The sequence below is a fragment of the Yokenella regensburgei genome (assembly GCF_051486985.1).
Taxonomy (GTDB): domain Bacteria; phylum Pseudomonadota; class Gammaproteobacteria; order Enterobacterales; family Enterobacteriaceae; genus CBFFRJ01.
In genome coordinates this window covers 18,539-42,580 of sequence record NZ_JAHVDV010000012.1, presented here as the reverse complement: position 1 = coordinate 42,580, position 24,042 = coordinate 18,539, and the positions used below count along the sequence as shown (strand labels likewise).

The window sequence follows — 24,042 nt, the reverse complement described above, 5'->3', positions numbered from 1 at the left end:
TTGTTCGTTATAATGAACGAATCGTTCTTCTTGAAAAACGATTTTAGTGTGTTCATTATAATGGATTCTCGTTCGATATAGCTAAAAAACCTATGTTCAGATATCACTTTTCAAGTCTCACAAACGACACGATCAGGGCCATTTTCCTCGTTTGCCTCGCCGTTGGCGTGGTGGGCGTCTCCTATGGATCGCTGGCGATGGCCTACGGTTTTCCGCTCTGGGTGCCCCTTACCCTCTCCGTGCTGGTACTCGCCGGTGCTTCCGAGTTTATGTTTATCGGGATTGTGGCCAGCGGCGGCAATCCGCTGGCTGCCGCAGTAGCCGGTTTGCTGGTAAATGCCCGCCATCTGCCGTTTGGGGTGACGGTGCGTGAACTGGTCGGCAGCCGTGCGGCAGGCTTTTTAGGCTGCCACATCATGAACGATGAAAGCGTGGTGTTTGGTTTATCCCAGCCTACGCCAGAACAGCGCAAAGCGGCTTACTGGCTCTGCGGTTTGGGTGTGGCTCTGTTCTGGCCGGCGGGGGTGCTGGTCGGTGCCGGAGTCGGAAAACTGTTGCCCGCGCCGGAAACTATCGGCCTGGATGCGGTCTTCCCCGCCATTTTACTGGCACTGGTGCTACCCGCACTGAAGAAGCGAACCACGCTGATTCGCGCCGCCAGCGGGGCGGTTATCTCGCTGGCGGCGGTGCCCTTTACGCCGGTGGGGCTGCCGGTGCTGCTCTCTTTACTTGGTCTGCTCGCGAGGAAGAAATAATGGCGAACACGACGCTCATCATTGGTGGCATTGCGATTTTATCGGCGGGCACTTATCTGATGCGGCTGGGGGGGGCGAAGCTCGGCAGTAAGCTGGCCCTGTCGGAGCGCGCGCAGGCGCTGCTCTCGGATGCGGCTACCACCCTGCTGTTTGCCGTGGCGCTGGCGGCAACGCTGTATGAAGGTGAACATTTTGCCGGAATGGCGCGGGTGCTGGGCGTGCTGTTTGCCCTGTTTCTTGCCTGGCGCAAGATGCCGTTAATTGTGGTGATTATTTCCGCCGCGGTGGTAACGGCGCTGTTGCGTCTGGCGGGCGTGCAATAAAGGGAGAGTGTAAAGAGCCGGATGGGAAAGAACCTGTCCCCGCTCCGAAGAGCAAGGGACAGCGGCAGTGCGGGACAACTTATTTGCTAAGTTCAGCGGTCATGTGAACCTGGTTGCCAGAGAAGGCTTCGGTAATCTGGTAAGAGGCTGCGCCGGCCTGCTGTGCCTGAGCGGCGATTTTGGCTTCTGCGCCAGAAAGAGTGGTATCCGTTGCGGTCACAGTTTGAGCCGCGAAAGAACCGAAAGAAGTAGCCAGAGCGATAACTGCAACAAAAGTTTTGATGCTTTTCATGATATGTATCCTTTAGTAAGTTTGTTTAATTAAGGCACCGCGCCTCGATGAAATAAATAATAGACCTGTTAACCCTCAACTGAAAGTGGAATGATTTGCATTTATCATTCAATTTTATTGAATTAATTTTTAGATTAATAGTACCTGCCAGACTGGCTGCAACCACTTTTCAAATACAGTCGTTTGCACACGGTTCCTGAGACGACACCGTTTGCAATGACAGGACATCTAACAGGCGCAGTTTTCGTATTGCCGACTGAAGCGCGATGAAGAGAAGCCTGATGCAGGATGATGAATTTCAGGCGCTTCAGAGCTATTTGCAGGAAGCATATGAACGGGGTGATGTGACTGGACATACTGGTGGGTGTAAAAAGATCTGCTGGACCCGTCCAGGCACAGGAAAGCGAGGGGGAGTGAGGGTTAGCTACTACGTTAAATTAGCGAGTGAGAGAATTTACCTGATACTCATATACCCGAAAAACGTAAAAGATGAGTTAAACGAGGCTGAGAAAGCAATTTTGAAAACACGGTCTCAGCTCCGGGAATAAGGGGTATTGCCCTGAGGGGTACCCGGCCTTCCTTATGAGGAAAGAAAACGGGATAAAACATTGTTTGCAGATCTTGTGACCAGCCTGGAAGAGATGGTGGCCATTGAGAAAGGCCAGATAATTCCAGCACCCGAAAATATTCATCGTCATATTCTGCCTGATGTTAAAGCCATTCGAAAAAATGCAGGTATGAAACACGCTGAATTCGCGGATGCGATTGGTCTAAGCGTGGATCTTGTTCGCAGCTGGGAACAGCAGCGTAGAGTTCCATCAGGCATCGCGTTGAAGCTCCTGTTTCTTTTGGAAATAAGCCTCAAATTATCAACACCCTAAAAACCTTTCCCGTTTGAAAAAGTAGTGTGGATTTCGGACATTACAAAAACGAAAAAAGCGCCCGCAGGCGCTCTTTCGACAGTACTGATTTTTACTTGGTCAATTGGGCGGTCATATGTACACGGTCACCGGTGAAAGCTTCAGTGATGTGGTAAGACGCACCCGCCTGCTGAGCCTGAGCGGCGATTTTGGCTTCCGCACCATCCATTGTTGAACCGGTTGCGGTAACGGTTTGTGCCGCGAAAGAACCAAAAGAAGTAGCAAGGGCGATAACTGCAACGAAAGTTTTGATGCTTTTCATGATGTAAATCCTTCAGGTTATTTGTTTGGGTGAGGCACCGTGCCTCGATGGAATAGATAATAGACCTCTACCCCATCAACAAAAAGCGGAAGGTTTTGCTTTTAATTGTCAAAATTATTGACTAACTCATCAACCTGCAATTAAACGCCGGGGATGCGTGTAAACCGTCGCCCTGCCCGGTTTGCTAAACCCCACCAGCGTCAGGTTGCAGCGTTCAGCAACCTCAACCGCCAGCGTGGTTGCTGCGGAGACGGCAAAGAGAATTTCCACGCCACACATCGCCGCTTTCTGCACCATTTCATAACTCGCCCGACTGGAGACCAGCGCCGCCCCCTGCGTCCAGGGCTCTCCTTTGTGCGCGCGATGCCCCAGCAGTTTATCCAGCGCCACATGGCGCCCCACATCTTCATGCCCTGCAATCAGCTGACCGGACGGTAACATCCAGGCGGCGGCATGGGTGCATCCCGTGCGCGTCCCGACAGGTTGAAAATCTGTCAGCTGATGGAGAGCCTGATCAAGGTTCGCCAGATCAAACGTTTGAGTAAAAGAAAGCGGCGTAACCGGTTTTCCGATGTCATTAAGCTGCTCAACACCGCAGACCCCACACCCTGTTCGCCCGGCCAGCGCACGGCGGCGCTCTTTTAATCCCATAAAGCGGCGGCTGGATAACTCTATCTGTACCTCCAGGCCGTTACAGGAAGGGACGACCTCCATGCCATAGATGTCTGATGTGCTCTCAATAATCCCTTCGGATAAGGAAAACCCAATAGCAAACCACTCGAGCTCTTTGGGCGATGCCATCATCACGACGTGCGAAATGCCGTTATAAACCAACGCCACCGGCACTTCTTCGGCCAGAACGTCAGGCTGGGTATGCTGCAGATCTTCCCGTTTCCAGAGTGAGACCTGGCGCGCACCTGTGATCTGCATAGCAATTTCGTCTTCTTCAGTATGGATTTTGTTCACGTTGTATTAACCGAATTAAAACAGGCGTACCCGCAATGTGGTATTCTGGGGCATACCCCTTTTGGACCAGGGGATTTACAGCAATTCTGAACCTTTGCGGCGTCGACCGCAAAGTAAATAACAACGCGTGACAATGTCGAATCAAGGAGTAATCCATGCAGGTCAGCAGAAGGCAGTTCTTTAAGATCTGCGCTGGCGGTATGGCAGGTACTACAGCGGCGGCTCTGGGCTTTGCTCCAGGGGTGGCGCTGGCGGAAACGCGGCAGTACAAACTGCTGCGTACCCGTGAAACCCGAAACACCTGCACATACTGTTCCGTTGGCTGTGGGCTGTTAATGTACAGCCTCGGTGACGGAGCGAAAAATGCCAAAGCATCCATTATCCATATTGAAGGCGACCCGGATCATCCGGTTAACCGCGGGGCGCTCTGTCCCAAAGGCGCAGGTCTGTTGGATTTCGTGCATTCCGAAAGCCGTTTGAAATACCCGGAATACCGCGCACCTGGCTCTGATAAATGGCAGAAAATTACCTGGGATGATGCCTTTGACCGCATCGCCAAACTGATTAAAGAAGACCGCGATGCTAACTACATTGCGCAAAATGCCGAAGGCACTACCGTTAACCGTTGGCTCTCCACCGGTATGTTATGCGCCTCGGCATCCAGTAATGAAACCGGCTATTTAACCCAGAAATTTACCCGCGCCCTCGGCATGCTTGCCGTGGATAACCAGGCGCGTGTCTGACACGGACCAACGGTAGCAAGTCTTGCTCCAACATTTGGTCGCGGTGCGATGACCAACCACTGGGTAGATATGAAAAACGCCAACCTCATCGTTGTGATGGGTGGGAACGCGGCTGAAGCGCATCCGGTGGGATTCCGCTGGGCGATGGAAGCCAAAATCCATAATGGCGCCAAATTAATTGTTATCGATCCCCGATTTACGCGAACGGCATCAGTCGCGGACTTTTACACGCCCATTCGTTCAGGAACGGATATTGCCTTCCTCTCCGGCGTGCTGCTGTACCTGCTGACTAACGAAAAATATAACCGTGAATACACCGAGGCTTATACCAACGCCAGCCTGATCGTGCGTGAGGATTTTGGCTTCGAAGATGGCCTGTTCACCGGTTATGACGCTGACAAACGTAAGTATGACAAAACCAGCTGGAACTATGAGCTGGACGAACAGGGCTTCGCGAAACGGGATACCACGCTCACGCATCCGCGCTGTGTATGGAATCTGCTGAAACAGCACGTTTCCCGTTACACGCCTGAAATGGTTGAAAACATCTGCGGGACGCCGAAAGCGGATTTCCTGAAAGTGTGCGAGTACATCGCAGAAACCAGCGCTCACGACAAAACCGCATCGTTCCTGTATGCACTGGGCTGGACGCAACACTCCATCGGTGCGCAAAACATCCGTACCATGGCGATGATCCAGTTGCTGCTCGGCAATATGGGTATGGCAGGCGGTGGCGTCAACGCCCTGCGTGGCCACTCCAATATTCAGGGTCTGACCGATCTTGGCCTGCTGTCGCAAAGCCTGACCGGTTACATGACGCTTCCCAGTGAGAAGCAGGGCGACCTTCAGACCTATCTGACAGCGAACACGCCCAAACCGCTGCTTGAAGGCCAGGTAAACTACTGGAGCAATTACCCGAAATTCTTTGTCTCGCTCATGAAAGCCTTCTATGGCGACAAGGCGACGAAAGAGAATGACTGGGGCTTCAACTGGCTGCCGAAGTGGGATAAAGGGTATGACGTCCTGCAATATTTCGACATGATGTTCAAAGGTCAGGTGAACGGCTATATCTGCCAGGGCTTCAATCCGGTAGCGTCGTTCCCGAACAAGAATAAGGTCGTCGCAGCGCTGTCGAAACTGAAATTCCTGGTAACCATCGATCCGCTCAACACCGAGACGTCCACCTTCTGGCAAAACCACGGTGAGTCGAACGACGTGGACTCGTCAAAAATCCAGACCGAAGTATTCCGTCTGCCTTGCACCTGCTTTGCCGAAGAAAACGGTTCTATCGTTAACTCCGGGCGCTGGCTGCAATGGCACTGGAAAGGTCAGGATGCGCCGGGCGATGCGGTGACGGACGGCGAAATTCTGGCGGGCATCTTCCTGCGTCTGCGTAAAATGTATGCCGAAGAAGGCGGTGCTAATCCGGAACAGGTTCTTAATATGACCTGGAATTACACCACGCCTCACGAACCCGCTTCCGAAGAAGTGGCGATGGAGAGCAACGGCAAGGCCCTTGCAGACGTGATGGACCCGGCAACGGGTGCCGTGATCGTGAAGAAAGGTCAGCAGCTCAGTTCGTTTGCCCAATTGCGCGATGATGGCACCACCTCAAGCGGTTGCTGGATCTTCGCCGGAAGCTGGACGCCGGAAGGCAACCAGATGGCGCGTCGTGATAACGCCGATCCGTCAGGCCTCGGTAACACCCTGGGCTGGGCGTGGGCGTGGCCGCTCAACCGCCGCATTCTTTATAACCGCGCCTCTGCTGACCCGCAGGGTAAACCCTGGGATCCTAAACGCCAGCTCCTGAAATGGGACGGGGCGAAATGGAGCGGGATGGATATTCCGGACTACAGCACAGCCGCACCGGGCAGTAATGTCGGGCCGTTTATCATGCAACCAGAGGGCATGGGGCGTCTGTTTGCTACCGATAAGATGGCGGAAGGGCCGTTCCCGGAACATTACGAACCCTTTGAAACGCCGCTCGGTACGAACCCGCTGCATCCAAACGTTATCTCTAACCCTGCCGCCCGTATCTTCAAGGACGATGCTGACGCGCTGGGCAAAGCAGATAAATTCCCGTATGTCGGTACGACCTATCGTCTGACCGAACATTTCCACTACTGGACGAAACACGCGTTGCTGAACGCCATCGCGCAGCCGGAACAGTTTGTGGAGATAGGGGAAAAGCTGGCGGGCAAGCTCGGCATTGTTCAGGGCGACACCGTAAAAGTCTCCTCAAACCGTGGCTATATCAAAGCCAAGGCCGTGGTGACCAAGCGTATTCGCACATTGAAAGTGCACGGGCAGGATGTGGATACCATCGGCATTCCTATTCACTGGGGCTATGAAGGCGTGGCGAAGAAAGGCTTTATCGCCAATACCCTCACCCCGTTTGTTGGCGATGCCAACACCCAGACGCCGGAGTTTAAAGCGTTCCTGGTGAATGTGGAAAAGGTGTAACGGAGACGACTTATGGCTTATCAATCTCAAGATATTATCCGTCGTTCCGCGACTAACGGCTTCACTCCCGCGCCTCAGGCGCGGGATCATCAACAGGAAGTGGCAAAGCTCATCGACGTCACCACCTGCATCGGCTGCAAGGCCTGCCAGGTGGCCTGTTCAGAGTGGAACGATCTCCGTGATGAAGTGGGACACAACGTGGGGGTTTACGATAACCCTGCCGACTTAACCGCGAAATCCTGGACGGTGATGCGGTTCTCAGAAGTGGAGCAGAACGACAAACTGGAGTGGCTCATTCGTAAGGATGGCTGTATGCACTGCGCCGATCCTGGCTGCCTGAAAGCGTGCCCGTCAGAAGGGGCTATCATTCAGTATGCTAATGGGATTGTCGATTTCCAGTCAGAGCAGTGCATCGGTTGTGGCTACTGTATCGCTGGTTGCCCGTTCGATGTACCGCGACTGAACCCGGACGATAACCGCGTCTACAAATGTACGCTGTGCGTAGACCGTGTGACCGTCGGGCAGGAACCGGCCTGCGTGAAAACCTGCCCGACCGGCGCTATCCACTTTGGGTCTAAAGAGGATATGAAGGAACTGGCAGGCGAGCGCGTCGCTGAGCTGAAAACCCGTGGTTATGACAATGCCGGTCTGTACGATCCGGCGGGTGTAGGGGGAACGCACGTGATGTATGTGCTTCACCATGCTGACAAGCCGACGCTTTACCACGGCTTGCCGGAAAACCCGGAAATCAGCGCCACCGTGAAATTCTGGAAAGGTATCTGGAAACCACTGGCTGCCGTTGGCTTCGCCGCGACCTTTGCCGCCAGCATCTTCCACTATGTCGGTGTGGGTCCAAACCGTGCAGAGGAAGAAGACGATAATCTGCATGAAGAGAAAGACGAGGTGCGCAAATGAAAAGACGTGACACCATCGTGCGCTACACGGCGCCGGAACGTATTAACCACTGGGTCACCGCCTTCTGCTTCGTGCTGGCAGCGGTGAGCGGGCTGGGGTTTTTCTTCCCATCCTTCAACTGGTTGATGCATATTCTCGGCACACCGCAGCTGGCGCGCATTCTGCACCCCTTTGTCGGGGTGGTGATGTTTGCCTCCTTCATCATTATGTTTTTCCGCTACTGGCACCACAACCTAATCAATCGGGATGATATCTTTTGGGCGAAGAATATTCATAAGATCGTCGTCAACGAGGAAGTCGGTGACACCGGGCGCTATAATTTCGGTCAGAAGTGTGTCTTCTGGGCCGCTATTATTCTGTTGGTACTGCTACTAGTGAGCGGCATCATCATGTGGCGTCCGTATTTCGCACCCGCGTTCTCTATTCCGGTTATCCGATTTGCCATCATGTTGCATTCGTTTGCCGCCGTCGGGTTAATTGTGGTTATCATGGTGCATATCTATGCTGCCCTGTGGGTAAAAGGCACCATTACCGCCATGGTGGAAGGCTGGGTCACCAGAACGTGGGCGAAAAAGCATCACCCACGCTGGTACCGGGAAGTCCGCCAGAAAAAGGAAAATACGACTGAATGAGTATTCGCATAATCCCGCAAGATGAGCTGGAGAAGAGCGAGAAACGCACGGCGGAAGTGATTCCGCCGTTATTATTCCCCAGGCTGAAAAATCTCTATAACCGCCGGGCGGAACGCCTGCGCGAACTGGCTGAAAATAATCCGCTGGGCGACTATCTGCGCTTCGCCGCTCTTATCGCCCATGCTCAGGAAGTGGTTCTGTACGACCACCCGTTGCAGATGGATTTGACCGCCCGCATCAAAGAGGCCAACGATCAGGGTAAGCCACCGTTGGATATTCACGTCCTGCCGCGCGACAAGCACTGGCAGCGGCTGCTGCATTCGCTCATTGCTGAGCTGAAGCCTGAGATGAGCGGCCCGGCGCTGGCGGTTATCGAGAATCTCGAAAAGGCGTCAGAGCAGGAGCTGGAAGCAATGGCAGGCGCGCTCTTTGCCGCTGACTTTAGCGCTGTCAGCAGTGATAAGGCACCGTTCATCTGGGCGGCCCTGTCGCTCTATTGGGCACAGATGGCCAGCCTCATTCCCGGCAAAGCCCGCGCAGAATATGGTGAGCAGCGTCAGTTTTGCCCGGTATGCGGCTCCATGCCTGTTTCAAGCATGGTGCATATTGGTTCCACGCAGGGTTTACGCTATCTGCACTGTAATTTGTGTGAGACCGAGTGGCACGTGGTACGCATCAAATGCAGCAACTGCGAACAGACCCGCGATCTGCATTACTGGTCACTGGACAGCGAACAGGCGGCAATCAAAACAGAAACCTGTGGCGATTGCGGGACTTACCTGAAAATTCTCTATCAGGAAAAAGACCCGAACGTGGAAGCCGTTGCCGATGACCTGGCGTCACTGGTGCTCGATGCACGCATGGAGCAAGAGGGTTTTGCCCGCAGCTCGATCAACCCGTTCCTCTTCCCTGGTGAAGGGGAGTAATTGAAAAGCCCGGCAGATCTGAGTTCTCCCGGGCGCTCTACTGTGCCAATGCAGGAATGACATGCTGAGGATCATTAGCAATGGCTCGTAATAAAGCCTTTGCTGGCCCGGTAGGTGAACGGCGGCCCTGTTCCCAGTTGCGTAAAGTATCTACGCTTACAGAAATGAGATTCGCAAATTTAGTCTGCGATAACCCCGACACCTGCCGGATTTCTTTAATCTTCATCGCATCAATATGAAAAGTGCGGGAAGGCTGTCGATTCCCGTCAACAATTTCATTCATTTGTTCCATGCTTTTGGTTAATCGTTCAAACAGTGCCTTATCCATTTACCACCTCTTATTCAGTAGCCTCAGCATCTCTTTTTCCTGCGATGAGAGATTATCTTTAACGCCTTTTTGATAGAGTAGAAGCAACCTGATTTCGAAACGACGGGCTTGATAAAAGTAAATAACCCGGACACCGCCTCGCTTTCCTTTCCCTGAAGATCCCCAGCGCATCTTTCTCAAACCGCCTGTTTCTGGAATCAGGTCGCCGTAGTCAGGCTGCGTAGCAAGAAAAACCTGAAGACGATGATACTCTTCCTCTTTCAGCAGCTTTTTTACATCCTCAGTAAAGATTTCCGTCTCTATAAATAGCATGGATTCTACGCCATTGGCTGAGTCTGACAACGATTTTCATACGTCAATGACGTATACCTGTAAATTCAAATCCAGAATTTAGAACCGAAAAAGTGACTAGTACAACGTCAGGAATAATCTTTTGCGAGCCGCTTTCCAGAACCTGCCCCCTACTGAAAATCACCGTTTTCCTCTGCACTTTTTCAGGGTGTAACACTGTATATTCATACAGAAAGAGACATTAGACATGGCGCTGGAAAAGGGTATTGCAGAGCAGGTAAAAGCGTTTATCGCCGCCGGGCGGCCTTCAGTGCGGGCGCAGAGTATTGACGATCGGAGGGCGGGTTATCTTGCGAGCGTGGTGTTAGCCGACGAGACAGAAATCCGAGTAAACGTGAAGGATATCGAACGGGAGGGGATGGCATTTCGTCTCTACTCTCCCCTTGCTGCGGCTGGCGCATTACCGACGCTGATTTACTATCATGGTGGGTGCTTTGTCAGCGGAGAGTTTGCTACCCATGACAAACAATTACGCCAACTCGCCTTTTACAGCGGCTGCCGGGTCATTGCACTCCAGTACCGTCTCGCACCCGAGCACAATTCCCGGCGGCACATGATGACGCACAGAAAGGGGCAGACATTATCTGGCACCATGCCGCCGGGCTTGGCGTCGACCGCCAGAAAATCACGCTGGCGGGTGACAGCGCAGGAGGGCATCTGGCCCTGGTCACAGCGCTTCGCTTAAAAGCAGCCCACACATGGCAGCCTGCGCAGTTGATCCTGATATACCCGATGCTGGACGCAACGGCTTATTTTGAAAGTTATGTCAGTAATGGCGCGGACTATATCATCACACGCGATTCGCTCCTGAGCGGCTACGAGATGTACCTTGGTGACACCGATTTTATGCACCCGGAAGCCAGTCCACTCTGGCGAGATGATTTTCACGGTCTTCCTCCCACCCACATCATTACCGCGGAATTTGATCCACTGAGTGACGAAGGCGAAGCGCTTTATCAGTGATTCATTGAGCAAGGCGTGGCATGCACCTGTCAGCACTACCTCGGGGTGACACACGGCTTCTTCCAGTTAGGGGGCATTAGCGAGGCGGCCCGTGGCGCAGTACGGGACGTGGCATGGCGAATAGCAGTTTAAAGAAGCTGGAGAAACAGAGTCCGGCTTTCGCCGGACGCGTTTATTACTCCTCTTCGTTGCCACCTTCTTCAAGCGGCCCAAAGGGTGTGGCGGGAAGAACGATGTAAACCGCTTCAAACACAGCGCCCTGTTTATCATCGCCAAACAGTTCAACCTGAAGTTGCACGCGCGCCTTGCGCCCGCGTGCCAGCCTGTCGAGATCGCCACTTAACGAGCCCAGATCGGCAATTGCGCTCGGTTTTCCGGTGATAGGACTACTGTAACGAATATGCGCATCCGCGAGGATAATCGTTCCACCAAGGTGGCGTTCCCGCAGCATTAACCAGATAAGCCCCCAGCCCGTGAGCGTTGCCAGCGAAAACAGACTTCCGGCAAAGAGCGTGTGGTGCGGATTCTGGTTGCCCGCTTCCGGCATCGTGGTGATAAATTTTTGCCCGGTATACTGCTGGATACGAACACCCATCTTTTCGCTCAGCGGAATATGTTCATACCATGCCTGCTGCAACTGCCCGCACCAGTCCCCGCGGTGCAATATGTCATCCAGGGTGGCAACGGGTTTAATCATCAAAAAGTGACGCACCGGGGTGGTCTGTGGCGCGGTTATCTCACCCTCGTTGACGAACCCCAGTTTGGCAAAGAACTCCACGGCATCTTCACGTGCGCTGCAGGTCACACGCTTGACGCCTTCCTGACGGGCGACGGATTCCAGGGTCATCGCCATCAGCGTCCCTAACCCCTTGTCCTGCACTGAGGGATGGACCGCCATAAAGCGGATAGACGCCTCGTTATCCGCGTTGATGTAAAGCCGGCCTACGGCCACCAGCTTACCCTCTTCATCCACAACCATTTGATGATGGGCCATGGCATCCCAGGCATCACGTTCGGAACCTTTTGGCTGATGCAGCGGCTTGCGGAGCATCTCCCAACGGAACTGGTAGTAAAGCTCTAGCTCTTCTTCTGTTTGCGGTACGCGAAGGTGATACATGGCTGTATTCTCTCTTGTGACCCGGGGCAACACCGCAAGCTGGCTCATACCTGCAACCAGAACGTTACGGGGCCATCGTTGACCAGCGAAACCTGCATATCGGCAGCGAATCGTCCGGTTTGTGTTTCAATTTGTTGGCTGCGGCAACGACTCACGAAATAGTCATACAGGGCTTCGGCTTTTTCCGGGGCTGCCCCCCTGGAGAAGCCCGGACGCATGCCGCGTTCCGTATCCGCCGCCAGCGTAAATTGTGATACGACCAGTAGACTACCACTGGATTGTTGAACGTTGAGGTTCATCTTGCCGTCAGCGTCACTGAAAATGCGATATCCCAGAACGCGCTCGCAAAGACGGTTCGCTTTCTGCTCATCATCTTCCTTTTCGACACCTAACAACACCAAAAGTCCCGGGCCGATTTCACCCGTCACTTCTCCCGCCACGGACACGCTGGCCTGAGATACGCGCTGAATCAATGCAATCATGGTTGGTCTGCTTCTTCTTGTTCTGCTGCGGTTTTTAGTTTTCGGTATTCTCCGAGAGTGACAGTTATTTCCGCACCAAGCAAGACGATACACCAGGTCCAGTAGACCCAAAGAAACAGAATAGGGATAACAGCCAGCACGCCATAGATAAGCTGATAAGAAGGAAATGTGGTGATATAAAGCGCGAACCCTTTTTTACCCGCCTCAAAGAGTACCGCAGCGACAAAAGCACCAATAATAGCGTCCCGATTGGGTACCCGGGTGGTTGGTACAACGCTGTAAAGCAACCAAAAAGAGAGCCAGGATAAAATCAGGGGAAAGATGCGCAGCACATCATCAATGACACTATTCAGCTCGCTTGCCCAACGTAGCGACAGCAGATATGAGCTAATAGCCAGACTTGCTCCGGCCAGCAGTGGCCCCAGCGTTAATATCATCCAGTAAACGGCGAAAGAGTAGACGCGTGGGCGCACGCGGGTGCTGCGCCAGATAGCATTGAGCGCACTGTCAATGGAATACATTAACAACAGGGAGGTGACAATCAGGCCACATGCCCCCACCGCCGTCATCTTGCTGGAGTTTGCCACAAACTGCTCGATGTAGTTCTGAATGACATCGCCCGTGGTAGGGATAAAGTTGGCAAAGACAAAGTGTCGCAGCTGAATACTGACATCTGAGAACATCGGAAATGCCGCAAACAACGCAAAGATGACTGCCACCAGCGGTACCAGTGACAACAAAGACACATAGGCCAGGTTCCCCGCCAGCGTCGTCATATGGTCTTCATCAATACGCTGCCAGAGGAGTTTGAGCCAGGCCAGGATCGGCCCTGAATGGTGTTTCGCCTTATGACGAAAAAGTTTTAACATAGCTGCTTCGCAAAATAGTCCGTCACGGTCTGTTTATCGACGACCAGTATGCTGGTGATCCCCAGCTGGTTAGCCCCTTCGATATTGTCAGGATTGTCATCAAAGAAAACCGTATCTGCGGCACTGAACCCTTCACGCGCCAGCACCTGCTGATAAATCCTTGCCTCTGGCTTACGCATGCCCATCTCCTGAGAGAGATAGATGTGGTCTGCGGCGGCGCGGATTTCCGGGTACTGGTCGGGCCAGTACGTGGTGTGAAGGCGATTAGTGTTTGAAAGCACGACGACGCGATGCCCCTGCTCACGCAGTTTCTGCATGATAGTGATGACCTCTTTTCGCAGCGAAACGAAGACAGTCTGCCATCCCGTGGAAAACTGCTCATAGCTGAGCGGCAATGCCATCTCTTCACACAGCGCTTTGGCAAAATCTTCATCACTGATCTCCCCGCGTTCGTGCCGGTGAAACGGTTCGCCCATCGTAAAGCTCTGCTTCAGTGTTGCCAACGGCACGCGGCTGAAATCACTCCATGCACCCAGCACCCGGTTGAAGTCGATATCGACGATCACATTACCCAAATCAAAGATATAGAGCATTTTCCTCTCCTTGTTTGCCGTGGAAAGTTAACTGTAGCGGGAAAGTCTGAGGTTGAATAGTTCGCCCACTCACGCAGGCGAAGGGAAAAGTAATGGTGTGGTAAGACCGTGGTCTGGCTGACTATCCAGCATTTATCTCAGACGCGATCTGTTCAACCGCGATGAGATTCATTTCGATTTGGTTGCTTCTCAGCACCAGGTTGATCGGTGTTGGCGGCGTTTTGTCACTAAACAGGGCGGTAATCTGGCTGATATTACCAATTTCCACGGCTGCAGAGGCATGGAATTTAGTATGATCGACCGCCAGTAAAATTTGCCGCGAATGGGCCATCATCGCTTTGGCGACAGCAGCCTCGTTGACATCAAACTCCAGCAGCGCACCGTCATGTTCAATGGCCCCAATACTGGTCACCAGATAATCAGCCCGGAACCCCTGCACAAAACTCGCCGCCGCCGGACCAATAATTCCGCCATTGTGCGCGCGTAGCGTTCCACCAGGGACCATCACTTCAAACTGCGGATTTTTATACAGGATATGCGCTACACGTAAGCTATTAGTAATGATACGAAGGTGCTGATGATTAAGCAGGGCTCTGGCGACATGCTCGACCGTTGTCCCGATGGTAATAAACACCGTCGAACCGTCAGGGATGTAATCGGCAATGGCTTCAGCAATCGCTTTTTTCTCATCCAGCAAAGAGACTTCGCGCTGTTCAAATGCCGTGTTCACGACACTGGAGGCGCGCCCTGCCCCCCCGTGATGGCGGGTGATCAACCCCTGATCGCTTAACTTACGGATATCGCGTCGAACGGTTTGAGTAGACACATCCAACAGTTGCGCCAGTTCGTCAATATTCATATAGCCACGCTCGGCAATCAGTGCCAGCAGGTGGTCATGCCGTGGATTACCGGTTAGTTCGGTAAGGCTCATGGGTATCCCTCTTAACACCATCGTGCCCCGCATTTTATACAAAAAGTGACAAGAAAGAGCGGGTTTGATCACAGTCGGGGATCCCGGCACGCCCACCTGGTCGTGTGCATTTAAGCGCTGCCACGCCACTGGCAAACCTTACCGCTTCCGTTATTGTGGTGCCGGATGCCAGGCTGAATGCCAGGGCGCCATGAAAAACATCCCCGGCTCCGGTGGTATCGACAACGTCGACAGCAAATCCGGACTGATGCTGTAAGTGGCCGTGCTCTATCCAGTCACAACCTTCGCGGCCGCGGGTCACGTAGACATGTCCATTTGTGAGCGTTTGCGCTTGCTTCAGGGCCGCGTTCGTCTCTTTCAGCCCCGTCAGACGCGCCAGACCCGGCTCAGAGAAAGCCGCATGATCGCAGAGCGCCACCAGCTCGCTGATATCCTGTGGCGTAACGTCACCATCCAGTACCGTCATCACCCCCTGCTGGCGCGCTAAGGTAAAGGCCTGTTTTGCTCCGTCATGCCAGCGTACATCCGCCAGTACGACATCCCACTGCGAGAAATCGATCTCCGTTAACCAGTCAGCATCCGCCAGCAAATCCGGGCTGGGGAAGTTAACAATGATTCGCTCCCCTTTTGCATCCACCATGATCGCCGATTGTGACGACTTCGCCCCCGCGTAGCGTCGGGTATAGCGTGTATTGACCCCCTGGGATTCCAGCTCCGCCAGCAGGCTGTTTCCGGTGTCGTCATCTCCGACGCGGCCAATGAAGTCTACCTGCGCACCGAGTTTCGCTGCCGCTACTGCGGCAGTCGCCGCCGGACCTCCGCCCACTTCCGTATAACGTTTCGCCACATATTTACCGCCTTCCGTTGGTAATCCCTCCACGTAATAGATGCGATCCATCACGGTAATGCCTACACAAGCAACGCGAATCATGGTCATTCCTTCACTGATTTGAGATGGGATCATTTTAATTTCACGAAATGTTTAAAAAGTGACAGCTGTCAATTTTTCAACCATAAATTACAAATACGATCAAAAACAGACACCACAAGTGCGCAATAATTGACAAAATATGACATCTACTCACTTACAGGAGAACGGTATGCCGGTCATTGCATTTATAGGACTTGGGCAGATGGGCGCGCCAATGGCGAGCAATCTGCTTAAAAAGGGTCATCAGTTAAAGGTCTACGACGTAAATCCTGCCGCAGTGCAACATCTGGTGAGTAAGGGCGCTCAACAGGCTTCGACACCCGCACAAGCCGCTACCGATGCTGAGTTCGTGATAACCATGCTTCCGAATGGTGACCTGGTGCGCACGGTATTGTTTGGCGAACACGGCGTCTGCGAAGGGTTATCTCCTGACGCCCTGGTTATCGATATGTCAACCATCCACCCCCTGCAAACCGACGCGCTTATCAACGACATGCGTAAAAAAGGTTTCGCCATGATGGATGCCCCCGTAGGACGTACATCCGACCATGCTATTGCCGGCACGCTGTTGTTACTGGCCGGGGGCACCGAGCAGCAAGTAGAACGCGCCGCCCCCATTTTAATGGCCATGGGTAATGAGCTGGTCAATGCGGGTGGTCCAGGCATGGGTATTCGCGTGAAGCTGATTAACAACTACATGAGTATCGCACTGAATGCGTTGTCAGCCGAAGCGGCGGTGTTATGTGAGGCACTTGGCCTCTCCTTCGACGTGGCGCTGAAAGTCATGAGCGGTACGCCCGCCGGAAAAGGCCATTTCACCACCTCCTGGCCGAATAAGGTGCTCAAAGGCGATCTTTCCCCTGCCTTCATGATCGACCTTGCTCACAAAGATCTTGGCATCGCGCTGGATGTCGCCAACCAACTGCATGTCCCCATGCCACTGGGCGCGGCCTCCCGCGAAGTTTACAACCAGGCACGCGCCGCCGGACGTGGTCGCGAAGACTGGACCGCCATCCTGGAACAGGTGCGCAACAGCGCCGGGTTGACTCAATAGCATTCATGAATAACTAAGGACAAAACAATGACGCACTACACCCTGAAAGATATAACCCGCCCTTCTGGCGGTTTCTCCATGCTGGCCGTTGACCAGCGTGAGGCCATGCGTTTGATGTTTGCCGCCGCAGGCGCACCGCAGCCGGTGACCGATCAGGTTCTCACCGACTTTAAAGTAAACGCCGCCAGAATCCTTTCCCCTTATGCCTCGGCTATTCTGGTTGATCAGCAATTCTGCTACCGCCAGGTGGTGGAGCAGAACGCCGTTGCCCAGAGCTGCGCAATGATTGTGGCAGCGGATGAATTTATTCCTGGTAATGGAATTCCTGTTGATAGCGTCATCATCGACAAAAGCGTCGACCCCCAGGCAGTGAAACGTGACGGCGGCAAGGCACTGAAGCTGCTGGTGCTGTGGCGCAGCGATGAAGACCCTCAACAACGCCTTGAGATGGTTAAAGAATTTAATCAGATATGCCACACCCACGGCCTGGTCAGCATCATCGAGCCAGTCGTACGTCCCCCCCGCCGTGGCGCAACATTCGATCGCGAACAGGCCATTATTGATGCCGCCAAAGAGCTGGGGGATAGCGGTGCCGATCTCTATAAAGTCGAGATGCCGCTGTTTGGCAAAGGGAGCCAAGAGGCTCTCCTGAACGCGTCACAACGGCTGAATGACAACATCAGCATGCCCTGGGTCATCCTCTCATCGGGTATTGACGAAAAATTATTCCCTCGCGCCGTGAGCATCGCCATGAAAGCAGGTGCATCGGGCTTCCTGGCGGGGCGTGCTGTCTGGTCCTCGGTGGTTGGTCTGCCCGACACTGAAATGATGCTTCGCGATATCTCCGTGCCCAAACTGCAGCGGCTGGGTGAAATCGTTGACGAAATGATGGCCCGTCGCTGAGGAGAACGGAACGATGAAATGGTTTAACACACTCAGCCACAACCGCTGGCTGGAGCAGGAAACAGACCGAATTTTGGATTTCGGCAAAAACGCGGCCGTCCCCACCGGTTTTGGCTGGTTAGGCAATAACGGTCAGGTCAGAGAGGACATGGGCACCCATCTTTGGATCACCGCCCGCATGTTGCATGTCTATGCGGTTGCGGCAGCGATGGGTCGCCCGGGCGCCCTGGCGCTCGTTGAGCATGGCATCAAAGCCCTGAACGGGCCACTGCGGGATAAAAAACATGGCGGCTGGTACGCCTGCGTCAATGATGAAGGCGTGATTGATGCATCAAAACAGGGCTATCAGCACTTCTTCGTTCTGCTGGGCGCGGCAAGCGCCGTCACTACCGGACACCCTGAAGCACGCCCTCTCCTCGATGAGGCGATTGCGGTAATTGAGCGCTATTTCTGGAGCGAAGAGGAACAGATGTGCCTTGAGTCCTGGGATGAAGCCTTCAGCAAAACGGAAGATTACCGCGGCGGTAACGCCAACATGCATGCCGTTGAGGCATTTTTGATTGTTTATGACGTGACGCACGACCGCAAATGGCTGGATCGCGCGCTGCGAATTGCCTCAGTCATTATTCATGACGTCGCTCGCCGGGGTGAATATCGCGTTAACGAACATTTTGATGCCAACTGGAACCCCCTGCGGGATTACAACAAAGACAACCCGGCGCATCGCTTTCGCGCCTACGGCGGCACACCAGGCCACTGGATCGAGTGGGGCCGCCTGATGCTGCACCTGCGCGCCGCGCTGGAAGCCCGCTTCGAAACCCCACCTGAATGGCTGCTGGAAGATGCAAAAGGTCTTTTCCACGCCACTATCCGCGACGCCTGGGCACCAGATGGCGCAGACGGTTTTGTCTACTCCGTGGACTGGGATGGCACCCCTATCGTGCGGGAACGTGTGCGCTGGCCCATTGTGGAAGCTATGGGTACCGCCTACGCGCTTTATACCGTCACCGGCGATCCGCAATACGAAGCCTGGTATCAGCGCTGGTGGGACTACTGCATTACATACCTGATGGATTACGAAAACGGATCCTGGTGGCAGGAGCTGGATATTCACAACAAGGTGACGACAAAAGTCTGGGATGGCAAACAGGACATCTACCATCTCCTGCACTGCCTGGTAATACCGCGTCTTCCTCTCGCACCGGGTCTGGCACCGGCCGTTGCGGCGGGGCTGCTGGATAGCCAGGCCAGATAACCACACCCAAATAAAGAAGACACCGTGAATCACCTGACGGCGCTTCTCTTACCCGCTCTGTGCCATCTGTTCTTTCACAGGCGGGGTAAGACGCTGTCAGCATACGAATGGAGATCCTATGAGTACCCTACACAATATTACTCTGATAACGACCGATAACGGTTTTACCCTGAGCTGGCAGGAGCGTCTCATCTTACGCCACACCACAGAGAATCCCTGCCTGTGGGTCGGTGCCGGTGTTGCCGACATCGATATGTTCCGCGGTAACTTCAGCATTAAAGATAAACTGAACGAAAAAATCGCTCTTACCAGTGCGACCGTGGTTAAACAGGATTCAGGCTGGGTGGTCCGCTTTACCCGTGGCGACGCCATCAGTGCCACACTGCACATTGGTACTGACGCTGAAGGCCGCCTGCAGTTTAAACTCAAAAACGACGCCACCAGCCACAACCGTATCTGGCTACGCCTTGCAGCTAACCCGGACGACCATATTTACGGCTGCGGTGAACAGTTCTCCTGTTTCGATCTGCGCGGCAAACCCTTCCCGCTCTGGACCAGTGAACAGGGCGTGGGCCGCAATAAACAGAGCCATGTGACCTGGCTTGCTGACTGTAAAGAGAACGCGGGCGGCGACTATTACTGGACCTTCTTCCCTCAGCCCACTTTTGTCAGTACGCAAAAGTACTACTGCCACGTCGATAACAGCTGCTACATGAATTTCGACTTCAGCGCGCCGGACTATCACGAACTGGCATTGTGGGAAGATAATGCAACCCTGCGCTTCGAACACGCAGACAACTACATTGCCTTGCTGGAAAAACTGACGGCGTTACTGGGCCGCCAGCCTGAGCTTCCGGATTGGGTCTACGACGGCGTCACACTGGGCATTCAGGGCGGTACGCAGGTATGCCAGCAGAAGCTGGACACCATGCGCAACGGTGGTGTGAAAGTGAACGGCATCTGGGCGCAGGACTGGTCGGGCATCCGCATGACCTCCTTTGGTAAGCGCGTCATGTGGAACTGGAAATGGAACAGCGAGCTTTACCCGCAGCTTGATACGCAGATTAAGCAGTGGAACCGTGAAGGCATTCAGTTCCTCTCCTATATCAACCCCTATGTCGCCAGCGATAAAGATCTGTGTGCTGAAGCAGCTGCACAGGGTTATCTGGCAAAAGATGCCGCCGGAGAAGATTACCTGGTTGAGTTCGGGGAGTTCTACGGTGGCGTGGTCGATCTGACTAACCCGCAGGCCTATGACTGGTTCAAAAATGTCATTAAGCAGAACCTGATTGAGCTCGGCTGTAACGGCTGGATGGCCGATTTCGGCGAATACCTGCCGACCGATACCTACCTGCACAACGGGGTCAGCGCGGAAATCATGCATAACGCCTGGCCTGCACTTTGGGCGAAATGTAACTACGAAGCGTTGCAGGAGACCGGCAAGCTGGGGGAAATACTCTTCTTTATGCGCGCCGGCTCGACAGGCAGCCAGAAATACTCCGTGATGATGTGGGCAGGCGACCAGAATGTGGACTGGAGTCTGGATGATGGTCTGGCTTCCGTCGTTCCTGCTGCTCTGTCCCTGGCGATGACCGGTCATGGTCTGCACCATAGCGATATCGGCGGTTACACCACCCTGTTCGAGATGAAACGCAGCAAAGAGTTACTGCTGCGCTGGTGCGACTTCAGTGCTTTTACGCCGATGATGCGCACCCATGAAGGCAACCGTCCCGGCGATAACTGGCAATTTGATGGTGATGCAGAAACCATCGCCCACTTTGCCCGTATGACCACCGTGTTCACCACGCTTAAACCCTATATCAAACAAGCGGTTGCGCAAAACGCCGCCACCGGCCTGCCGGTAATGCGTCCACTGTTCCTGCATTACGAAGGAGATGCTCGCGCCTACAGCCTGAAATATCAGTACCTGTTTGGCCGCGATCTGCTGGTGGCCCCCGTGCATGAACAAGGCCGCAGTGACTGGTCGCTTTATCTGCCAGAAGACAACTGGATCAACGCATGGACAGGTGAGCAGTATACCGGCGGCGATATCACGGTTGATGCACCGCTCGGCAAACCCCCGGTCTTTTACCGCGCACAAAGCGAATGGGCCTCACTGTTTGCCACATTGAAGAACATCTAATCAGGCTCGCCCGCAGGAAAACTGCGGGCATCAGGAGAATAACAATGAGTCAGACCTCTGCCGATCCGGCGACCCTACGATTGCCATTCAAAGAAAAACTCGCCTATGGGATAGGTGACCTGGGTTCCAATATCCTGTTGGATATCGGTACGCTTTATCTTCTGAAGTTTTATACCGATGTGCTGGGACTTCCGGGTACCTATGGCGGCATCATTTTTCTGATCGCCAAATTCTTTACCGCGTTTACCGACATGGGTACCGGCATCATGCTGGATTCCCGCCGTAACATTGGCCCCAAAGGAAAGTTTCGTCCCTTTGTGCTTTATGCGGCCTTCCCGGTCACGCTCCTGGCGATCGCGAACTTTGTTGGCACCCCCTTCGAAGTCACCGGTAAAACCGTCATGGCCACGGTGCTGTTTATGCTTTACGGCCTGTTTTTTAGCATGATGAACTGTTCATACGGTGCAATGGTGCCTGCCATTACCAAAAATCCGGATGAACGTGCCTCGCTGGCGGCATGGCGTCAGGGAGGGGCGACCCTCGGGTTACTGCTGTGTACAGTGGGTTTTGTGCCGGTGATGAACCTGATTGAGGGGAATCAACAGCTGGGCTACATCTTCGCCGCCACGCTGTTTTCACTGTTTGGTCTGTTCTTTATGTGGTGGTGCTTCTACGGCGTGAAGGAGCGCTACGTTGAAACTCAACCCGCTAATCCGGCGCAAAAACCGGGCCTGCTGAAGTCATTTCGCGCCATTGCCGGTAACCGTCCGCTGTTTATTCTGTGTATCGCCAACCTTTGTACGCTGGGGGCGTTTAACGTCAAGCTCGCCATCCAGGTTTACTACACCCAATACGTTCTGAATGACCCTATTTTACTTTCTTACATGGGCTTCTTCAGCATGGGCTGTATCTTCATCGGCGTCTTTTTGATGCCCGGTGCGGTGCGTCGTTTCGGTAAGAAGAAAGTCTATATTGGCGGCCTGCTGACCTGGGTTGCGGGCGACCTGCTCAACTACATGTTCGGCGGCGGTTCAGTCAGCTTCGTGGCCTTCTCCTGCCTTGCGTTCTTTGGCTCTGCTTTTGTTAACAGCCTCAACTGGGCGCTGGTCTCCGACACGGTCGAATATGGCGAGTGGCGCACCGGCGTTCGTTCCGAAGGTACGGTCTACACCGGATTTACCTTCTTCCGTAAAGTGTCGCAAGCGCTGGCAGGCTTCTTCCCGGGATGGATGCTGACCCAGATAGGCTATGTGCCAAACGTCGTGCAGTCGGAGAGAACGGTGGAAGGATTACGGCAACTGATCTTCATCTATCCCTGCGCGCTCGCGGTTGCCACGATCGTCGCCATGGGCTGTTTCTACAATCTCAACGAAAAAATGTACATACGTATCGTTACAGAGATTGAAACGCGTAAACGCACCGCCTGATAAGTCAACAAGTTAGCGCCCTGCGGGGCGCTACGAGGATCGCTTATGAACCACATCACTGATCCGTTAACCCTGAAACTAAGCCTGCGCGAGAAGTTCGCCTATGGAATGGGTGATTTTGGCTCCAATTTGATGCTATGCATCGGCACACTCTATTTACTGAAGTTTTATACCGATGAGCTGGGGATGCCGGCGTTCTATGGCGGCATCATCTTCCTTGTGGCGAAATTCTTTACCGCCTTTACCGATATGTTAACCGGGGTGTTGCTCGACTCTCGGCGTAAAATTGGACCCGCAGGCAAGTTCCGCCCCTTCATTCTTTATGCTTCTGTCCCGGTGGCGCTGGTTGCCACGGCACAGTTTATGACCAACGATTTCAGTCTGACGGTTAAAACCGCCCTTGCCACGGTGCTGTTCATGATGTTTGGACTGTTCTACAGTCTGATGAACTGCTCATACGGCGCCATGGTACCTGCGATCACCAAAAACCCGCAGGAACGCGCGCATCTTGCTGCCTGGCGGCAGGGAGGAGCGACGATAGGGCTTCTGCTGTGTACGGTGGGCTTTATGCCGGTGCAATCACTCTTTGTTGGCAGATCGTCACTCGGCTACCTCATTGCTGCACTGCTTTTTGTTACCTGCGGTTTGTTCTGCATGTGGTGGTGTTATAGCGGCGTAAAAGAGCGTTATGTCGAACTCTCTCCGGAAGGGCATAAGCCTGGGATTATGAAATCGTTTTACGCCATCTTCCGTAATCCTCCCCTGCTGGTATTGTGTATCGCCAACCTCTGTACCCTGGCCGCATTCAATATCAAACTGGCTATCCAGGTCTATTACACCCAGTATGTGCTGAACGATATTCATCTGCTGTCGTGGATGGGTTTTTTCAGCATGGGCTGCATTCTGGTGGGCGTATTCTTGGTGCCGGGTGCAGTAAAACGCTTTGGCAAAAAACAGGTTTACCTGGGCGGGCTGGCACTCTGGGCAGTAGGCGATGTGCTTAATTTTTTCCTCGGCACTAACTCTCTGTTATTTATTTGTTTTTCATGCATGGCATTTTTTGGCACCGCTTTTGTGAATAGCCTGAACTGGGCCCTGGTGCCAGACACCGTCGATTATGGCGAATGGAAAACGGGAATTCGTGCAGAAGGCTCTGTTTATACTGGCTATACCTTTTCACGAAAAATTTCCGCCGCGCTGGCGGGTTTTTTACCTGGCATAATGCTGACGCAAATTGGTTACATTCCTAACATTGCGCAAAGCGATGCTACGTTGTTGGGGTTACGTCAGCTCATATTCCTTTGGCCTTGTTCGCTCGCTATTATTGCCGCCCTCACGATGGGATTCTTTTATAAACTAAATGAGCAGCGTTTTGCTTTTATTATTGAGGAAATCAGCAACCGGAAAAACAACCAAACTATATCCACAGAGGTAAACGCAGAAAATAAAGCGTCAACAGTGACTTTATAAATAAAAAAATGTACCTCTCCCTTCCTGC

Annotated in this window: 25 protein-coding genes and 1 pseudogene; 15 read left to right on the top strand and 11 right to left on the bottom strand. The window is 53.5% G+C overall.

Translation table 11 applies throughout. The features are described from left to right. The first annotated feature begins 92 nt into the window (after positions 1 to 92). Together KXR87_RS10565 and KXR87_RS10560 are read left to right on the top strand one after the other, a co-directional pair. A complete protein-coding gene (locus KXR87_RS10565; protein ID WP_437432220.1) occupies positions 93 to 755 on the top strand; it encodes an AzlC family ABC transporter permease in 663 nt (220 codons plus the stop codon). Beyond that, positions 755 to 1,078, top strand: a complete 324-nt coding sequence (locus KXR87_RS10560; RefSeq protein ID WP_437432219.1) for an AzlD domain-containing protein — start codon at positions 755 to 757, stop codon at positions 1,076 to 1,078. The genes KXR87_RS10565 and KXR87_RS10560 overlap by 1 nt, the downstream gene beginning before the upstream one ends. Before the next feature lie 79 nt (positions 1,079 to 1,157). On the opposite strand, the gene KXR87_RS10555 is transcribed toward KXR87_RS10560, so the two are convergent. Beyond that, entirely contained in the window at positions 1,158 to 1,370 is a 213-nt protein-coding gene (locus KXR87_RS10555; RefSeq protein ID WP_437432218.1) for a YdgH/BhsA/McbA-like domain containing protein, read from the bottom strand. Between the two features lie 266 nt (positions 1,371 to 1,636). Between KXR87_RS10555 and KXR87_RS10550 the strand changes: the two genes are divergently transcribed. Both KXR87_RS10550 and nadS (KXR87_RS10545) read left to right on the top strand, forming a co-directional pair. Continuing rightward, positions 1,637 to 1,918 carry a type II toxin-antitoxin system RelE/ParE family toxin gene (locus KXR87_RS10550; RefSeq protein WP_437432217.1) on the top strand — a complete coding sequence of 94 codons (282 nt, stop codon included), beginning with the start codon at positions 1,637 to 1,639 and terminating at the stop codon, positions 1,916 to 1,918. Positions 1,919 to 1,978: 60 nt separating this feature from the next. Next, positions 1,979 to 2,251: a NadS family protein gene (gene nadS / locus KXR87_RS10545; RefSeq protein WP_437432216.1), complete on the top strand. Its 273-nt coding sequence runs from the start codon at positions 1,979 to 1,981 to the stop codon at positions 2,249 to 2,251. Between the two features lie 91 nt (positions 2,252 to 2,342). Here nadS (KXR87_RS10545) and KXR87_RS10540 read toward each other — a convergent pair whose 3' ends face one another. Then, positions 2,343 to 2,552: a YdgH/BhsA/McbA-like domain containing protein gene (locus KXR87_RS10540; RefSeq protein ID WP_437432215.1), complete on the bottom strand. Its 210-nt coding sequence runs from the start codon at positions 2,550 to 2,552 to the stop codon at positions 2,343 to 2,345. 129 nt (positions 2,553 to 2,681) lie between these two features. Continuing rightward, positions 2,682 to 3,482, bottom strand: a complete 801-nt coding sequence (gene fdhD / locus KXR87_RS10535; protein WP_437432214.1) for a formate dehydrogenase accessory sulfurtransferase FdhD — start codon at positions 3,480 to 3,482, stop codon at positions 2,682 to 2,684. A gap of 191 nt (positions 3,483 to 3,673) precedes the next feature. Here fdhD and fdnG point away from each other — a divergent pair, with 191 nt between their 5' ends. Genes fdnG through fdhE form a run of 4 tightly spaced genes read left to right on the top strand, consistent with a single transcriptional unit; the run spans position 3,674 to position 9,197 of the window. After that, the gene (fdnG, locus tag KXR87_RS10530) at positions 3,674 to 6,724 is read left to right on the top strand and encodes a formate dehydrogenase-N subunit alpha (RefSeq protein WP_437432213.1); all 3,051 of its coding nucleotides are present in this window, start codon (positions 3,674 to 3,676) and stop codon (positions 6,722 to 6,724) included. A 12-nt stretch (positions 6,725 to 6,736) separates the two neighbouring features. Beyond that, complete coding sequence (gene fdxH, locus KXR87_RS10525) at positions 6,737 to 7,639, top strand: formate dehydrogenase subunit beta (RefSeq protein WP_437432212.1); 903 nt, start codon at positions 6,737 to 6,739, stop codon at positions 7,637 to 7,639. Next, positions 7,636 to 8,271, top strand: a complete 636-nt coding sequence (gene fdoI, locus KXR87_RS10520; protein WP_437432211.1) for a formate dehydrogenase cytochrome b556 subunit — start codon at positions 7,636 to 7,638, stop codon at positions 8,269 to 8,271. Before fdxH ends, fdoI begins: the two co-directional genes overlap by 4 nt. Beyond that, entirely contained in the window at positions 8,268 to 9,197 is a 930-nt protein-coding gene (gene fdhE, locus KXR87_RS10515) for a formate dehydrogenase accessory protein FdhE (RefSeq protein ID WP_437432210.1), read from the top strand. The genes fdoI and fdhE overlap by 4 nt, the downstream gene beginning before the upstream one ends. A 37-nt stretch (positions 9,198 to 9,234) precedes the next feature. Here the strand turns inward: fdhE and nadS (KXR87_RS10510) are convergent, their stop codons facing one another. Then, complete coding sequence (gene nadS / locus KXR87_RS10510; RefSeq protein ID WP_437432209.1) at positions 9,235 to 9,525, bottom strand: NadS family protein; 291 nt, start codon at positions 9,523 to 9,525, stop codon at positions 9,235 to 9,237. Further along, positions 9,526 to 9,837 carry a type II toxin-antitoxin system RelE/ParE family toxin gene (locus KXR87_RS10505; protein ID WP_437432208.1) on the bottom strand — a complete coding sequence of 104 codons (312 nt, stop codon included), beginning with the start codon at positions 9,835 to 9,837 and terminating at the stop codon, positions 9,526 to 9,528. A gap of 226 nt (positions 9,838 to 10,063) precedes the next feature. On the opposite strand from KXR87_RS10505, the pseudogene KXR87_RS10500 reads away from it, so the two are divergent. Next, positions 10,064 to 10,971 (top strand): annotated as a pseudogene (locus KXR87_RS10500) (alpha/beta hydrolase). Between the two features lie 43 nt (positions 10,972 to 11,014). On the opposite strand, the gene fabY reads toward KXR87_RS10500, so the two are convergent. The 6 genes from fabY to KXR87_RS10470 form a co-directional block, all read right to left on the bottom strand. After that, entirely contained in the window at positions 11,015 to 11,956 is a 942-nt protein-coding gene (gene fabY, locus KXR87_RS10495; RefSeq protein WP_437432288.1) for a fatty acid biosynthesis protein FabY, read from the bottom strand. Positions 11,957 to 12,000: 44 nt separating this feature from the next. Beyond that, a complete protein-coding gene (dtd, locus tag KXR87_RS10490) occupies positions 12,001 to 12,438 on the bottom strand; it encodes a D-aminoacyl-tRNA deacylase (RefSeq protein ID WP_437432207.1) in 438 nt (145 codons plus the stop codon). Next, positions 12,435 to 13,307 carry a virulence factor BrkB family protein gene (locus KXR87_RS10485; RefSeq protein ID WP_437432206.1) on the bottom strand — a complete coding sequence of 291 codons (873 nt, stop codon included), beginning with the start codon at positions 13,305 to 13,307 and terminating at the stop codon, positions 12,435 to 12,437. The genes dtd and KXR87_RS10485 overlap by 4 nt, the downstream gene beginning before the upstream one ends. Next, a complete protein-coding gene (gene yihX / locus KXR87_RS10480) occupies positions 13,301 to 13,900 on the bottom strand; it encodes a glucose-1-phosphatase (protein ID WP_437432205.1) in 600 nt (199 codons plus the stop codon). The genes KXR87_RS10485 and yihX overlap by 7 nt, the downstream gene beginning before the upstream one ends. A 121-nt stretch (positions 13,901 to 14,021) precedes the next feature. Then, positions 14,022 to 14,831, bottom strand: coding sequence for a DeoR/GlpR family DNA-binding transcription regulator (locus KXR87_RS10475; RefSeq protein WP_437432204.1), 810 nt, complete (start codon positions 14,829 to 14,831; stop codon positions 14,022 to 14,024). A 34-nt stretch (positions 14,832 to 14,865) separates the two neighbouring features. After that, positions 14,866 to 15,762, bottom strand: coding sequence for a sugar kinase (locus KXR87_RS10470; RefSeq protein WP_437432203.1), 897 nt, complete (start codon positions 15,760 to 15,762; stop codon positions 14,866 to 14,868). A 169-nt stretch (positions 15,763 to 15,931) separates the two neighbouring features. On the opposite strand from KXR87_RS10470, the gene yihU reads away from it, so the two are divergent. From yihU to KXR87_RS10440, 6 genes are all read left to right on the top strand, one after another. Next, entirely contained in the window at positions 15,932 to 16,816 is an 885-nt protein-coding gene (gene yihU / locus KXR87_RS10465) for a sulfolactaldehyde 3-reductase (protein ID WP_437432202.1), read from the top strand. Positions 16,817 to 16,843: 27 nt separating this feature from the next. Continuing rightward, a complete protein-coding gene (yihT, locus tag KXR87_RS10460; protein WP_437432201.1) occupies positions 16,844 to 17,719 on the top strand; it encodes a sulfofructosephosphate aldolase in 876 nt (291 codons plus the stop codon). Between the two features lie 13 nt (positions 17,720 to 17,732). Further along, entirely contained in the window at positions 17,733 to 18,974 is a 1,242-nt protein-coding gene (yihS, locus tag KXR87_RS10455) for a sulfoquinovose isomerase (protein WP_437432200.1), read from the top strand. Positions 18,975 to 19,092: 118 nt separating this feature from the next. Next, on the top strand, positions 19,093 to 21,117 hold the full coding sequence (locus KXR87_RS10450; RefSeq protein WP_437432199.1) for an alpha-glucosidase: 2,025 nt from the start codon (positions 19,093 to 19,095) through the stop codon (positions 21,115 to 21,117). A gap of 44 nt (positions 21,118 to 21,161) precedes the next feature. Beyond that, positions 21,162 to 22,544 (top strand): MFS transporter, encoded by a 1,383-nt coding sequence (locus KXR87_RS10445; protein WP_437432198.1) that lies wholly within the window; start codon positions 21,162 to 21,164, stop codon positions 22,542 to 22,544. Positions 22,545 to 22,589: 45 nt separating this feature from the next. Next, positions 22,590 to 24,014 (top strand): MFS transporter, encoded by a 1,425-nt coding sequence (locus KXR87_RS10440; RefSeq protein WP_437432197.1) that lies wholly within the window; start codon positions 22,590 to 22,592, stop codon positions 24,012 to 24,014. Positions 24,015 to 24,042 lie beyond the last annotated feature (28 nt).